The organism is Kitasatospora nipponensis, from assembly GCF_039528135.1.
Lineage (GTDB): Bacteria > Actinomycetota > Actinomycetes > Streptomycetales > Streptomycetaceae > Kitasatospora > Kitasatospora nipponensis.
In genome coordinates, this window is record NZ_BAAALF010000052.1 from 15,236 (window position 1) to 29,819 (window position 14,584).

The 14,584-nt window shown below is 74.1% G+C and carries 12 protein-coding genes; 6 read left to right on the forward strand and 6 right to left on the reverse strand.

Annotated elements, in window-relative coordinates; genetic code table 11:
- Positions 1–324 precede the first annotated feature (324 nt).
- Positions 325–1,818: a glutamate synthase subunit beta gene (locus ABD323_RS16950; protein ID WP_344442447.1), complete on the forward strand. Its 1,494-nt coding sequence runs from the start codon at positions 325–327 to the stop codon at positions 1,816–1,818.
- A 100-nt stretch (positions 1,819–1,918) separates the two neighbouring features.
- Positions 1,919–2,407 carry an SRPBCC family protein gene (locus tag ABD323_RS16955; RefSeq protein WP_344442449.1) on the forward strand — a complete coding sequence of 163 codons (489 nt, stop codon included), beginning with the start codon at positions 1,919–1,921 and terminating at the stop codon, positions 2,405–2,407.
- Positions 2,408–2,464: 57 nt separating this feature from the next.
- Here ABD323_RS16955 and ABD323_RS16960 read toward each other — a convergent pair whose 3' ends face one another.
- Positions 2,465–3,211 carry a TetR/AcrR family transcriptional regulator gene (locus ABD323_RS16960; protein ID WP_344442450.1) on the reverse strand — a complete coding sequence of 249 codons (747 nt, stop codon included), beginning with the start codon at positions 3,209–3,211 and terminating at the stop codon, positions 2,465–2,467.
- Between the two features lie 127 nt (positions 3,212–3,338).
- Between ABD323_RS16960 and ABD323_RS16965 the strand changes: the two genes are divergently transcribed.
- The 3 genes from ABD323_RS16965 to ABD323_RS16975 all read left to right on the forward strand — a co-directional run bounded on the left by ABD323_RS16965 (position 3,339) and on the right by ABD323_RS16975 (position 6,939).
- Positions 3,339–5,636 (forward strand): MMPL family transporter, encoded by a 2,298-nt coding sequence (locus ABD323_RS16965; RefSeq protein ID WP_344442452.1) that lies wholly within the window; start codon positions 3,339–3,341, stop codon positions 5,634–5,636.
- Positions 5,637–5,769: 133 nt separating this feature from the next.
- A complete protein-coding gene (locus ABD323_RS16970) occupies positions 5,770–5,949 on the forward strand; it encodes a hypothetical protein (protein ID WP_344442453.1) in 180 nt (59 codons plus the stop codon).
- Positions 5,950–6,516: 567 nt separating this feature from the next.
- Positions 6,517–6,939 carry a hypothetical protein gene (locus ABD323_RS16975; RefSeq protein ID WP_344442455.1) on the forward strand — a complete coding sequence of 141 codons (423 nt, stop codon included), beginning with the start codon at positions 6,517–6,519 and terminating at the stop codon, positions 6,937–6,939.
- 49 nt (positions 6,940–6,988) lie between these two features.
- Here ABD323_RS16975 and ABD323_RS16980 read toward each other — a convergent pair whose 3' ends face one another.
- From ABD323_RS16980 to ABD323_RS17000, 5 genes are all read right to left on the reverse strand, one after another.
- Positions 6,989–8,635, reverse strand: coding sequence for an amidohydrolase (locus tag ABD323_RS16980; protein WP_344442457.1), 1,647 nt, complete (start codon positions 8,633–8,635; stop codon positions 6,989–6,991).
- Positions 8,632–10,107: an APC family permease gene (locus tag ABD323_RS16985; protein WP_344442459.1), complete on the reverse strand. Its 1,476-nt coding sequence runs from the start codon at positions 10,105–10,107 to the stop codon at positions 8,632–8,634. The genes ABD323_RS16980 and ABD323_RS16985 overlap by 4 nt, the downstream gene beginning before the upstream one ends.
- A gap of 151 nt (positions 10,108–10,258) precedes the next feature.
- Positions 10,259–11,167, reverse strand: a complete 909-nt coding sequence (locus tag ABD323_RS16990; RefSeq protein ID WP_344442460.1) for an Lrp/AsnC family transcriptional regulator — start codon at positions 11,165–11,167, stop codon at positions 10,259–10,261.
- 164 nt (positions 11,168–11,331) lie between these two features.
- Positions 11,332–11,973 (reverse strand): hypothetical protein, encoded by a 642-nt coding sequence (locus ABD323_RS16995; protein WP_344442461.1) that lies wholly within the window; start codon positions 11,971–11,973, stop codon positions 11,332–11,334.
- A 133-nt stretch (positions 11,974–12,106) separates the two neighbouring features.
- Positions 12,107–12,385, reverse strand: a complete 279-nt coding sequence (locus tag ABD323_RS17000; protein WP_344442462.1) for a WhiB family transcriptional regulator — start codon at positions 12,383–12,385, stop codon at positions 12,107–12,109.
- A gap of 580 nt (positions 12,386–12,965) precedes the next feature.
- Between ABD323_RS17000 and ABD323_RS17005 the strand changes: the two genes are divergently transcribed.
- Entirely contained in the window at positions 12,966–14,513 is a 1,548-nt protein-coding gene (locus ABD323_RS17005; protein WP_344442464.1) for an alpha-galactosidase D, read from the forward strand.
- Positions 14,514–14,584: the final 71 nt, after the last annotated feature.

Here is a 14,584-nt window from a genome sequence, read left to right on the forward strand (position 1 = left end):
TGTTCCGACAGGGACCGCGCTGGCCCTGCCCGGAACCGACCTGTGACGATGCGGTCGGCCCACCGGTGGTGCACCGGGGCCAGACCGACAGCGCACGTTACCGGCTGGTAGGCGGTGCGCAAAGCCCTGCGGGGGAACGGGGTGCCAACATCGGGCGACACCTCCCGCGGGCCCCCGCCCCGCCGGGCGGACGCCTTCGTTCCGCTTCCGCCGCGGGCCGGGCGGGCGTACCGTGGCCAGACGGCAGTGTGTACACCTCCCTTCCGGCCGCGGTGCGCGCCGCCCGCCCGAACCTCACACCGACCCTTTGCCGGGGGCCCGCCGATGGCCGATCCGATGGCGTTCGTGACCACTCCCCGGCTGCAGCGCGCCCGCCGCCCGGTGCGCAGCCGGGTCAGCGACTCGCGGGAGGTCTACCAGCCGCGGGCGCTGCTGCCGATCATCAGCGGCCAGGCCGAGCGCTGCATGGACTGCGGCCTGCCGTTCTGCCACCAGGCCTGTCCGCTGGGCAACCTGGTCCCCGAGTGGAACCGGCTGGTCTCCGCGGCCGACTGGCGCGACGCCGCCCGCCGGCTCTGCGCCACCAACAACTTCCCCGAGTTCACCGGCCGGCTCTGCCCCGCGCCCTGCGAGAGCGCCTGCGTGCTGGGGATCGACGGCGACCCGGTGACGATCAAGAACGTCGAGCTGGCGATCGCCGACCACGCGTGGGAGTACGGCTACGAGGCCCCGCGACCCCCCGGGCGGGGCACCGGCCGCCGGGTGGCGGTGGTCGGCTCCGGACCGGCGGGCCTGGCCGCAGCCCAGCAACTGACCCGGGTCGGGCACGCGGTGACGGTCTACGAGCGCGCCGACCGGCTCGGCGGGCTGCTGCGCTACGGGATCCCCGACTTCCGGTTGGAGAAGCACCGGCTGGACCGCCGGCTCGACCAACTGCGCGCCGAGGGCACCGTCTTCCACACCGGGGTGACGGTCGGCGAGGACCTGTCCGCCGACGAGCTGCGGGAGCGCTCGGACGCGGTGGTGATCGCGGTCGGGGCCACCGACTGGCGTGAACTCCCGCTTCCCGGGCGCGCACTGCCGGGGATCCACCAGGCGATGGAGTACCTGCCGCTGGCCAACCGGGTGGTCGCCGGGGACCTCGCCGCCTCACCGGTCAGCGCCGGCGGGCGGCGGGTGGTGGTGATCGGCGGCGGCGACACCGCCGCGGACTGCGTGGGCACCGCGGTGCGCCAGCACGCCCGGGAGATCCGCCAGGTCGACATCAACGCCCGGCCACCGGCCGAGCGGTCGGCGGCCGAGCCCTGGCCGGTGCACGCCCGGGTCTACCGCGAGACGACCTCGCACGAGGAGGCCGCCGGCACCGACGGTGGCGCCGGGGACGACGACGTGCGGACCTTCGCGGCCACCACCGTGGGCTTCGGCGCCGACGCCACCGGGCGGGTCGGCGGGGTCGAGCTCGCGGCGGCGGAGCCCGGCACCCGCCGGCCGGTCCCCGGTACCGCCCGGGTGCTGCCGGCCGACCTGGTGCTGCTGGCGCTGGGCTTCAACGGTCCAGAGCGGGACAGCGCGCTGGTCCGCCAACTGGGCCTGGCCCTGGACCCGCACGGCCGCCTGGCCCGCGACGCGGCCTTCGCCTCCCCGGTCCCGGGCGTCTTCGTGGCCGGTGACGCCGGGCGCGGCCAGTCGCTGATCGTCTGGGCGATCGCCGAGGGCCGCTCGGCCGCCGCCGCCGTGCACCGCTACCTCACCGGGAGCGACGAGCTGCCGGCCCCGCTGGGCGCGGCCGACCGCGCGATCACCGCCGAGGATCCCTGACGAGCCGAGGACCCCTGAGGAGCGGCCCGAGCCCGCCCCCACCACCGAGTGGGCGCGGCGCCCGCCCGGCCATCCGACAGCCCGATCGAGGAGGACCAGGATGACCACCGACCGCCCCGGCGACACCCGGATCGAGGCGCCGGCGACCCTGCCGACCCTGCGGATCACCCGCGAGTTCGCCGCGCCCGCCGCCCGGGTGTACCGGGCCTGGACCGAGCCCGGCCTGGTGGCCCGCTGGCTGGGTCCGCGCGGCCTCACGCTGGAGATCGACGCCTGGGACGCCCGCACCGGCGGCCGCTACCGCTACACGATGTGGCGCGAGGGCGTGCAGATCGCCGCCTTCTACGGCTCGTTCCACGAGCTGCGCCCCGCCGAGCGGCTGGTGCAGACCTTCACCTACGAGGACGTGCCGGACGACGTGGTGCTGGAGACGGTGACCTTCACCGACCTCGGGCCCGGGCGCAGCCGGGTCACCTCGACGGCCGTGGTCGACACCGTCGAAGCGCGGGACGCGATGCTGGCCGGTGGCATGGAGGGCGGCGTGGTCGAGGGCTACCGCAAGCTCGACGAGCTGCTGGCGAACGGCTGACCGCGCTCCGGCCGCCCGGTTCGCCCTGCCGTGACCTCCGCTCGCGCGGTGGCCGGCTCACGGCCGTCGCGGCGGCACCAGCCCGGCGATCAGGGCCGCGGCCTGCACCTGGGCCTCGAACAGCCCGTCGCGGGCCGGCTCCTCCAGCCAGCAGAAGTGCCCGTACACCTCCAGCGAGACGAACCCGTGCAGCGTGGACCAGGTGAGCAGCAGCACCTGGTACATCGCCGGGTCGAGGTCGTCCTCGGCGTGGTCCGCGTGCTTGGCCAGCAGTCCGGCGGCGGCCGCGCCCGAGAGCTCGACCAGTGGCTCGCCCAGCCGCCCCAGCCGGCGGCTGTCGGCGACCAGGGCGCCCAGGTGGTCGAGCGCGCGGTGCCCGGCCTCGCTGGTCGGGCCGTCCACCGGGGCCTGGTAACTGGGCAGCGGGGCGCCGAAGATGAGGGCGAAGCGCTGCGGGTCGCCGTTGGCCCACTGCCGGTAGGCCGAGCAGATGGCCAGGAACCGGCCACCGAGGTCGTCGGCGGGCACCGAGCTCTGCGCGGCGGCGAAGGCGGCGGCCAGGCCGTCGAAGGAGTCGGCCACCAGGGCGGTGAGCAGCTCGTCGCGGTCGGCGAAGTAGCGGTAGAGCGCCGGGGGCGTGACGCCCATCGCCCGGGCGATCTCGGTGAAGCGCACCTCGCTCGTGCCGGCCTCGCGCATCAGCGTCAGCGCGGTGCGCTTGATCTCCTCCACGGTGGCCGCCCGGGTGCGGTCCCTGCGGCTGAGCGCACCGGTGGGTTCCGTGCGCGTGGCGTCCGTGGACATGGCTGCTCCGTTCCGGTCCTGTGATTCGCGCCACAGGGAATTGACAATCCGTATGCCCCCTCATGAATGTTACGTCTCGTAACGCCTGTGAGGAAGCTTTACTACGAGCTTTACTACGGAGGATGTCATGTCCCAAGCCGTCATCGGTAGCAGGGGAGCGCTCACCGGGGCGGCACCCAGCCACCGCGCGGGGCCCCTCGGCCGGATCGCCGGCTGGAGTTTCCGCCGGCGCGGGACCACCGTGCTGCTCTGGCTGCTCGCGCTGGGCGCCGCCCTCGGGCTCGCCGCGGCCTTCGGCGGCACGTACAGCGCGGACTACACCGCGCCCGGCTCCGACTCCAAGAGCGCCCAGCACCTGCTCGCGCGCGACTTCCCCGCCGAGTCCGGCGAGTCGATCAGCGTCGTCGTGCACAGCGCCGGCGCGCTCACCGCGCCCGACGTGCGGGCCCAGGTCGAGACCGTGCTCGGGCAGCTGGGCAAGGTCGCGCACGTCCGCGGCGTGCAGAGCCCCTACGCCGGACCCGGCTCGATAGCCGCCGACGGCCACACCGCCATCGCCACCCTGCAACTGGACGTGGCCACCCCCTCCGACATGCCCAAGCCGGACACCCATCAGCTGCTGGACATCGCCGCACGCGCGCCCGGCGGCCTGGAGGTGCACCTCGGCGGCATGGCCGTCCAGCAGGCCGAGCAGGGAGCGATCGGCTCCGAGGGCATCGGCATGGCGGCCGCCGCGCTGATCCTGCTGGTGACCTTCGGCTCGGTGGTCGCCGCCGGCCTGCCGCTGCTCACCGCGCTGGCCGGGCTGGCGGTCAGCAGTATCCTGCTGCCGGTGCTGGCCGCGATCATGCCGGTCCCCGACTGGTCCACCTCGCTCGCCGCCATGATGGGCATCGGGGTGGGCATCGACTACGTGCTGCTGCTCGTCACCCGCTACCGGGAGTGGCGCGCCGAGGGCCTGGAGCCGCAGGACGCCACGGTCGCCGCGCTGGACACCGCCGGACGCTCGGTCTTCGTGGCCGGCCTGACCGTGGTCGTCAGCATGCTCGGACTCTTCGCGATGGGCCTGTCCTTCATGCGCGGGGCCGCCTTCGCCGCGATCCTGTCGGTGCTGGTCGTGCTGATCGCCGCCGGCACCCTCTTCCCGGCGCTGCTCGGCTACCTCGGCCGCCACATCGACCGGCTGCGCCTGCCGCTGCCGCGCCGCGGCGCGCGCCGGGCCGCCAACGAGATCAGCCCCGGCTGGCTGCGCTGGAGCAGGCTGGTCGAGAAGCACCGGGTGCTGGCGGCCGGCGCCGGTGTGGTGGTCCTGCTGGCGCTGACCGCGCCGTTCCTGGGCGTGCGCTACGGGTTCCCCGACGCGGGCAACGACCCGGCCGGCCGCTCCAACCGGCTGGCGTACGACACCGTGGCGGCCGGCTTCGGCCCCGGCGCCAACGGCCCGCTGCTGCTCGTTGCCGAGCTGGCCACGCCCGGTGACAGCGCCGCGCTGCCCGCGCTGACGGCCGCCATCACCGGCCTGCCGGACGTCGCGGCCGTCACCCCGCCGCGGCTGGACGCGGCCGGCACGGCGGCGGTGCTGACCGTCGTCCCCAAGTCCGGACCGCAGAGCACCGACACCGAGGACCTGGTCCGCGACCTGCGCGACCGGGTCATCCCCGGCGCGGTGGCCGGCCACGGCCTGCAGGTGCACGTCGGTGGCGTCACCGCCTCCTCGATCGACAGCACCGCCAACATCGTCGACCGGATCCCGCTGCTGGTCGGCGGCGTGGTCGCGGTCTCGATGCTGCTCCTGCTGGTCGCCTTCCGCAGCATCGCGGTGGCGCTCAAGGCCGCCGTGATGAACCTGCTCTCGGTGGGTGCCGCCTACGGCGTGGTGGCCCTGGTGCTGCAGGGCGGCGCGGCGGGCAGGCTGATCGGGATCGACAACCCCACCCCGCTGCCGGCCTTCGTCCCGGTGCTGACCTTCGCCGTCCTGTTCGGCCTCTCGATGGACTACGAGGTCTTCCTGGTCAGCCGGATGCGCGAGTCCTGGCTGGAGTCCCGGGACAACGGCAGCGCGATCGTGGGTGGCCTGGCCACCACCGCGCGGGTGATCACCGCCGCTGCGGCCATCATGGTCGCGGTCTTCGCGGCGTTCGTCCCGGCGCCCGACATCCCGATCAAGCTGATCGGCGTGGGCATGGCCTCGGCCATCCTGATCGACGCGACGCTGGTGCGGATGCTGCTGGTGCCGGCCGTGATGCACCTGCTGGGCAGCCGCAACTGGTGGCTGCCGGCCTGGCTGGACCGCCGCCTGCCGCAGCTGCACATCGAGGGCCACCCCGAGCACTACCGCCGCGGACCCGCCGACGCCCTCGCCGCCGAGGCGGCGGCCGTCCCGGCACCCGCCCAGGAGCCGGCGCAGGCCTCCGCTCCGGCGTAGCGCCCGCGTCACGCCACCTCGGTCAGCGGCCACCGGGCCGCGCGTCCACTTCGGCGGAGCCGGACCCCACCCGACCGGGCGGGGTCCGGCTCCGCCGCCGTGTAGCGGGACGGGGGCCGGGCATCAGAGGGGCATGAAGAAGATCCTGGAGCTGCTGGTCTGCCTGATCCACCCGCTCGCCGTCGTGCTGATCTGGCTCGACCTGACGGGCCGCGACGAGCTCAGCGGCGGGGCCAAGGTGGCCTGGGGCGTCCTGTCGCTCTTCCCGCTGGTGCCGTTCGTCTACGTGCTCACCGGCGGCAACCTCTGGTAGTCCCGAGGGGCGGGACCCGGCCGGTGCGAGGACGACCGCCGGCGCCGGGACGACCGCCGGTGGCCGCGCTCAGGACAGGCGCCGGCGGGTCCACCGCAAGCAGAGCCCGCCGGTCCGTCGGATCACCGGCCGCCCGACCAGCGGCGGGGGCCCGGGACGGGGGGCGGTTGGTATAGACAATATGGGGCAATCGGGTCCAGTATGCTGAGTGGAATCGGAGGATCCGGAACCGATCGCGGCCAGACCCGGCCGCCTCGCCCGCTCCTCCGCGGCCGACCCAGTCGGCGGAACGGCCCCGGTCGTGGGGCGTTCCGTACGGTGCCGCCGATCGCGGCGCCGGCGGCGGTGTCCGGCCCGTGCCCACGCGTCCGACCGGCGGCCATCCCCTCCCGGTCGGGTCACCGGACACAGCGGCACCCCATCGGGCTCGCACGGCCGCCCCCGTTACTCCGCGCGACAGCGCCGCCCACCCCGGCAGGCCGTCGCCCACCGGCACCGTGCAGGACGCGATCGTCGGGCCGCCACGGACCGCCCGCCCCGCAGCGCCCGCTCGACGAGGAGCGATGAATGACCACCGCCCACCACTACCGATGCGCGACCGCGGCCTACCTGCGCTGTTACCCCTATGACAGCTGGCAGATGGCACCCCACGTATCCGCCCTGGAGGAGCACGCCGGACAGCTCGGCATCGGCTCCCCGCACGTCTTCCTGGACAACGGCGTCTCCTGCCGTGGCGTCCAGCCGCAGCTGCGGATGCTGCTCGCACTCGCCTCGGTCGAGCTGGTCGACACCGTACTGATCCCCGGACGCTGGGTCTTCTCGCTCGACGAGCGCACGGCCGACGCCGTCGCCGGCTTCCTGAACGCGGCCGGCGCCCGCGTCGTCGAGCTGCCGCGCCGCTGGGCCGGGGCCCAGCCGCCGCGACCGCGCGGGGTGGGCCCCGCGGACCGCGGCCCCCTGGGCGGACCGGTCTGCCTGGTGCTGCCCTGAGCCCCACGCGCACGCGTGAGCGCGGCCGACCGCGGAGCCCCGAACGGCCCTAGCCGGCCCGGTGGACCACCTCGCCGTCCAGCACGCCCAGCTCGACCCGGGTGTCCAGGATGCCGCGCGGGTCCAGCTCGAACAGGTCCGCGGAGAGCAGTACCAGGTCGGCGAGCTTGCCCACGGTCAGTGAACCGAGCCGGTCGTCCAGGAAGTTGGCCCGCGCGCTGCCCAGTGTGTAGCCGCGCAGGGCGGTGGCCAGGTCGACCGTCTCCGCCGGCATCCAGGGCTCACCGCCGGCCAGCCCCTGCCGGGTGACGGCGGTGTACAGGCCGACCATGGGGTCCATCTCCGCGACGTTCCAGTCACTGGAGAACGCCAGCGTGGCGCCCGCCCGGTGCAGGCTGCGCATCGGCCAGGCCTTCGACCAGCGGTGCTCGCCGACGGCCTCGGCCCAGTCGCGGCCGGGCCCGGCGATGTCGGGGGAGCAGTGCCGCGGCTGCATGCAGGCCACCACGCCGAGCGCCTCGAAGCGCGGCACGTCGGCGGGGTCCAGGCACTCGACGTGCACCACCTGGTGGCGGGCGTCGCGCGGCCCGTTGACCCGGCGGGCGTGCTCGACGGCGTCCAGCACCGTGCGGATGCCCCGGTCGCCGGTGGCGTGCACGAAGGCCTGGAAGCCGGCGGCGTCGAGGCGGGTGAGCACCTCGGCGAACTCCTCGGGCGGGTAGAAGGTCTCGCCGCGGTGACTGTGGCTCCCGGCGTAGGGCTCCAGCAGCGCCGCCGTGTGCGGCTCGACGACGTCGTCGATGTAGAGCTTGAGCGGCCCGACCCGGAACCGGTCACCGGCGTGCCGGCGCCCGGCCGCCGCGAACTCGGCGAGGTCCGCCTCGCCGGTGCCGCGCGGGTGGAAGAGCGCGGCCACCAGGCGCGAGCGCAGCCGGCCCTCGGCGGCGGCCCGCTCGAAGAGGGCCAGGTCGTCCAGCGAGTTCTGCGGCTCCACGACGGTGGTGATGCCGTAGCGGGCCGCCAGGTCGAGGCTGGCGCAGAGCCGCCCGTACTGCCGCTCGGGGTCGGCCCACGGGACTCCGGCCGCGCGCAGCGCGCGGTGCCCCTCGCGGGACAGGCCGCGGGTGGCGAAGTCGGTGAGGAAGCCGGTCGGCTCGCCGGTGCGCGGGTCCTTGCGCACGGTGCCGAACGGGAGCTCGTCGGTGCCCGCGGTGATGCCCAGGCGGCGCAGTGCCGCGGTGTTGAGCCAGGCGGTGTGCACGTCGTAGCTGAGCACGAAGGCGGGCCGGTCGCCGGTGTACGGGTCGAGGTCGGCGGCGGTGGGCATCGCGCCGCCGGGGATCGCGGAGTAGTCGAAGGCCTCCGCCTCCACCCACGGCGCGTGCGGGTTGGCCTGGAGCCACGCGGCGATCCGCCGCCCGATCTCCGCCAGGCTGCCCGCGCCGGCCAACTGGACGCAGGCGGCGTCGGAGCCGAGCCGGACGTGGTTGTGGCTGTCCACGAAGCCGGGCAGCAGCAACCGGCCGCGGCCGTCGACGACCTCGGTGTCGGGTCCGGCCAGCTGGCGCCAGCCGTCGCCGTCGCCGATCCAGGCGATCCGGCCGCCGCGCACCGCGAGGGCCTGGGCGCGCGGGCGGTCGTCGTCGACGGTGTGGACGTGGGCGTTGTGGACGATCAGGTCGGCGGGGCGGTTCACGAGGTCTCCAGGGCGGGGGCGGCAGCGGGCGCGGGCGCGGCGGCGGGACCGGTCGGCTCGCCCGGTGCGGCCCGGTCAGCCGGTGCGGCCTGGCCGGCGGGGCCGGCCTGGTCGGCCGGCAGGCTGAGCACCCAGTGGGTGGCGCTGCGCGGGCGCAGGTAGAGGAACCAGTACAGGACGCCGACCAGCAGGACCCCGCCGGTGATCAGCAGGTCGTGCGCGGTCTGCTGGGTGAGGACGTACGCCAGCACGGCGGTGGTGAGCACCGGCGCGAGCGGCCACAGCGGCATCCGCCAGGCCTCGGTGGCGCGGTGGCGACGGCCGCGGGCGGCGAGCGCGGCCACGCCCAGCAGCAGGTAGATCACCGCGACGACCACGCCGGTGAAGCCGAGCAGCGCGCTGATCGGCACGGTCAGGGCGAGCACCACGCCGGGCCCGCCGATCGCCAGGGTGGCCACCCACGGCGAGCCCCAGCGCGGGTGCAGGGTGCCCAGGGCCCGGTTGACGGCATCGGGCCAGGTCCGGTCCCGGGCCGAGGCGTAGAGCACCCGGCCGTTCTGCAGCACCATCACGATCACCGCGTTGAGGATGGCGGCGGCGATGCACAGGCTCACGAAGGTGCCCGCCGCGCCGCCCGCCCAGGAGTCGACGATCGCGACCAGGTCGCCGGCGGCGAGCTGGTCGGGGGAGCTCACCCCCAGGCAGATCGCCACGACCGGGACGGTGATCACGAGGACGCCGGCCAGCAGCGACCACAGGACGGTGCGCGCGACGCTGCGGCGCGGGTCGCGCAGGTCCTCGGAGAGGTAGATCGCGGTGCCGAAGCCGTTGTAGGTGAAGATCGCCACCGCGAGGCCGGAGATCAGCAGCCCGGTGGTGAACGGGCTGGTGCCGCCGTGGCCGTCGGGGACGACGGCGTGCACCAGCGAGGAGAGCGGCTGGTGGACGTGGGTCAGGCCGAGCACGCTGACCACGGCGGCGGCGAGCACTTCGAGGCCCAGGAAGACGCCGGTGATCAGGGCGTTGGACTTGATGTCGAGCACGCCGACCGCGACGGCCAGGGCCATCACCAGCGCACCGGCGACCGCCGGGTCCAGCGAGAGCACCGAGCCGAGGTAGCCCGCGGTGCCGAGCGCGATGATCGGCGGAATGACCAGCAGCGAGACGATCGAGATCACGAAGACCAGCCAGCCGGTCAGCCGCCCGAGCACCTGCCCGACGATCGAGTACTCGCCGCCGGCGCTGGGCACCAGCGTGCCGAGTTCGGCGTAGCAGAGCCCGACCCCGAGCGAGAGCACGGCGGCGACCAGCAGGCTGACCACCGCGCCGCTGCCCTGCGACTGGAGCAGCGGCGGAACGATGATGAACAGGGACGAGGCGGGGGTGACGCACGACAGGGTCAGCAGGACCCCGCCGAAGACGCCCAGGGAGCGTGGCAGCGCCGCGACCGCGGGCTGGGGTGAAGTCGTCATCGAGGGACCGGTGCTCTCTCGGGGGGAGGTGTCCGGTCATTCAAATCGTGGTGAAAAGAATGCGTCAAGACCCGCTGGATATCTTTTCACCTGTCATTCGGCGAGATCTGGGCCATTCGTTTGTGGCTGTGCTGGAAGGCGAAAGAAATGCCTATCGGACGGGCAGATCGTAGGTGTAGGACTCCTTGACGATCTGCAGGTGCACCCAGGTCTCGGAACGGGTCACGCCCGGCAGGGCGCGCACCGCCTCCAGGCCCGTGAGCAGCGCCGACCGGTCCGGCGCGTCCAGCCCGCAGACCACGTCGAAGCGGCCGTAGCCCGTCGCCACGTAGTTGACGCCGGGCAGCCGGGTCGCCGCCTCGGCCACCGCGCGGACCTCGCCGGCCACCCCCAGGCCCACCCCGGCCGCCTCGCGCACCCCCAGCGCGTGCGACTCCACCAGGCCGGTCACGTGCACCGCGCCCTCCTCCAGCAGCCGCAGCACCCGGGCCCGGGTGGCCGGCTGGGAGAGCCCGATCCGCTCCGCGAGGGCGGCGAAGCTGGCCCGCCCGTCCAGCTGCAGCAGGCCCAGCAGCCGCCGGTCCACCTGGTCCAGCACCGGCGGCGCCGAGCCGCGCGACGGTGCGAGGGCGGGGGAGTAGGCGTCCCGCACCAGCTCGGTGCAGCGGAAGACCTCCAGGCCGCGCACGCCGGCGGTGGCCCGCAGCGCCGCGAACTCCTCCTCCAGCGCCGCCCCGTCCGGCACCCGGACCTCGGCGATCACGGCCTGCCCGCCGGCCGTGCAGGAGACGAAACTGCTGGCCGCCCGCGCCGCGGCCGCCTCGGCGACCGCCCCGACGGCGCCGGCCACGTCGAGGGAGACGTGGGCGACCACCTCGATCCCGGCCACCGCCGGCGGCACGATGCCCACGATCCGCACGGCGCCGCGTTGCAGCAGCCGCTGCACCCGGGCCCGGGCCGCCTCGCGGGAGATGCCCAGCAGCTGGGCCAGCCGCTGGTAGCCGACCCGCCCGTCGCGCTGGAGTTCTTGGACCAGAGCCGCGTCCGTGGTGTCGAGCATGACGATCGCTCCCCGAAGCCGTGCCGTGCCGTGCTGTGCCGTGCTGTGCCGTGCTGTACCGAGTCCTGCCGTGCCGTGCCGCCCGCTCGCGCGGTGCGGCGGGACCGCTGCACGGTACGCCAGATCCGGGGCGGGGCGTGAACGGCGCGGCGGCCCGGTCGGCGTCAGGGGTGGTAGAGCTCGCTGATGCTGGTGACCACGTTCTGGCCGCTCACCTTGACGACGTACTGGTTGCCGTAGCACTGGTAGGGCGCGGCCACGGTGGACGGGCTGTGCAGGCAGGTGTCCATGTGCTTCATGAAGGTGTCCAGGTCGACCGACTTCTCCTGGACGCCGGCCAGCAGCGAGGTCTTGACGTCGTTGCTGAAGGAGTAGACCGCGGGGCTGCCGTAGCCCGTGAAGTAGCCGTCGTCCGGGACGTCGGGGCCGCAGACGAACTTGGTCGGCTTGGCCTTCATCCAGACGCTGGTCAGGTAGCCGTTGTCGGTCGCCTCGACCACCTGGCCGACGCTCGCGGCCTGCGCCGTGCAGTCGGGGCTCGGGGTCGCCCCGGTGGGCTTGGTGGCGCTCGGCTTGGCCGCGGTCGGCCTGGCCGAGCTCGAGGGGGTGGCGCTGGGCTTGGCGGCGGAGGGCTGAGTGGCGGAGGGCTGGGCGGTGGCGCTCGGGGCGGCACCGGAGGACGCGGCCGTCGGGGCACTCGAACCGGCCGCGGCGGGCGCTCCGGCGGTCTCGTCCGGCCCGCAGGCCGTGAGGGCGAGCGCGGCCACGGCCAGGACGGCGGCGGCGGACAGACGGTTGGCGTTCATGGTGGGTGTCCCCCCTGGGATCGGTTCGTGCCGACCGGCCAGGACCGCCGGTCATGTACCAGCACGACGGGAGCCCGCCAGGCGTTGCGGCTGTTGCCCGCCTGTGACAGTGGGTATCGATCCGTGACCATGATCAGGCCGCGACGCGACGACCGGCCGCCCGTTCCTCGGCGGTCAGGCCACCCCAGATGCCGTAGCGCTCATCGGTCCGCAGGGCGTGCTCCAGACACGCCGCGCGCACCGGGCAGCGGGCGCAGACGGTCTTCGCGGCGGCGTCGCGGTCGTCGTGCGCCGGGTTGCGCTCGCCGGCGGGGTGGAAGAAGAGGCTGTCGTCCGCCCCACGGCAGGCGGCGAGCAGCTGCCAGTGCCAGCGGTGCTCGAAGGCGCCGGGCAGGCGCGAGACGTCGGTCATCGGGACTCCTCCAGGTCGCAGGTGGCAGGTGGCGCAGCGAAGCGGGCGAGTGGGGCACGAGCCGGCGCCGCCCCTGGCCGGTGCCCCCGACGGTCCCGCCGCCCGCTGCGCCGTGACTGCGCGTCTGCCCGCCGCCCGCGATCCCATGCGGGCGACAGCCACCGGCCGTCACGATCGCTCATCGCCCTCCCGGGAAGCCGTCGCGGGCGTTCCCGGAGGTAGCGACGAGATCACGGGTCAGCTGTTTTTGATCAAAGCCTTGACACGGGGGTGAGCGGAGCCGTTCGATGTCACTCGCCGTGTTCGATGTCGTCGGATTCTGGCGAGTGGTGTTCACTTCTGGTAGTTGTCGGCCACTCACGTCCTCTTCCCCGCGGAGCTGCTGCCGGTGCGTCACGGCCCGGGAGGGGAAGTGGGCCGGCTCGAGGGAATGGGAAAACGCATGGCAACAAGGACGAATCGGTCGTCGCGGCTGCGGCGGGCCGCCGTGGCGGCGGGGGTTCTGGCGGCAGGGGTCGGCGCGGTCCCGGTCCCGTCCGCGGTCGCCGCCACCCCGGCACCGTTGCTCCAGGTGCCGCCGATGGGGTGGAACGCCTGGAACACCTACGGGTGCGGCGCGACCCAGTCGTTGATCGAGTCGGTCGCGGACAGCCTGGTCGCGAACGGCATGCGGGACGCCGGCTACCGGTACGTCAACGTCGACGACTGCTGGATGACCCGTGACGCGAACGGCAACCTGACCGGTAACTCCAACTACCCCGACCTGAAGGGCCTGGGCGACTACCTGCACGCGCGGGGCCTCAAGTTCGGCATCTACGAGTCGCCGGGCGCCAAGACCTGCGCGGGGTACTCCGGCAGCGCCGGGCACGAGGTCAACGACGCCAACACCTTCGCCTCCTGGGGCGTCGACTACCTCAAGTACGACTACTGCGAGAGCGCCTCGTCGCTCTCCGCCCAGGTCGCCGACTTCGCCACGATGCGCAACGCGCTGAAGGCCACCGGCCGGCCGATCGTCTTCAGCATCAACCCGAACAGCGGCAGCAACACCGGCGCGGGCGTCACGCGGGACTGGGGCGACGTCTCCGACCAGGCGCGCAGCACCGAGGACATCGGCAACCAGTGGTGGGGCCAGAGCTGGCCCAACGGCATCGCCAACATCGTCACCGAGAACGCCACGCTGGCCTGGCGGGCCAAGCCCGGCACGTTCAACGACGCGGACATGCTGGAGGTCGGCAACGGCGGGCTCAACACGACCGAGGAGCAGACCCACTTCGCCCTGTGGGCGATGATGGCCTCGCCCCTGATCGCCAGCGCCAACCCGAGCACCGTGAACGCGACCTCGCTGGCCCTGCTCAAGAACCCGCGGCTCATCGCGATCGACCAGGACACCCTGGGCATCCAGGCGCGGGTCATCGGCGGGAGCCGGCTGGTCAACTCCTCGGGCTCGCTCGTCCTCGCCAAGCCGCTCAGCAACGGGGACGTCGCGCTCGCGCTCTACAACGGGTCGGACAGCGCGCAGACCCTGAGCACCTCCCTGGCCGCGGTGGGCATCCCCGGCACGGGTACCTGGACCGACCAGTACACCGGCAGCGTCGTCCAGAGCGGCGCCGCCGCCATCAGCACCCAGGTCCCGGCCCACGGCACCGCGGTCTACCGCGTCACCGCGCCCGGCGCGCCGGCCTCCTGGTCCACCACGTTCATCAACCCCGGTGCGGGCGCCCACGGTTACGAGGCCGAGGACCCCGCCCACACGATCGTGGCGGGCCGCTGGACCGGCAACTCCGGTGCGACCTTCGCCGCTTGCCCCGCCTGCTCGGGCGGCCAGAAGGTGAGCTGGATCGGGGGAACCAACAAGCTCTACTTCAACGGTGTCTACGCCCAGAACCCCGGCACCTACCAGGTCACCGTCCAGTACGTGAACGGGGGCGGCGATCGCGACGCCTCGATCTGGACCAACGGCGGGAACCTGCAGAAGGTCTCCTTCCACGGGAACGGCAACTGGAACGCGACCCAGACGGCGACCGTCCAGCTGACGCTCAACGCGGGCTACAACACGATCACCTTCGGCAACGAGTACGGCGGTTGGGCTCCCGACATCGACCGGATCTCGGTGCCCGCCACCGGCTGACCGGGCAGCGCCCACCCCGGCCGACGGCCGAACGGTCCGCATCGACGGCGGCCGGCCGACTCCCCCCCACA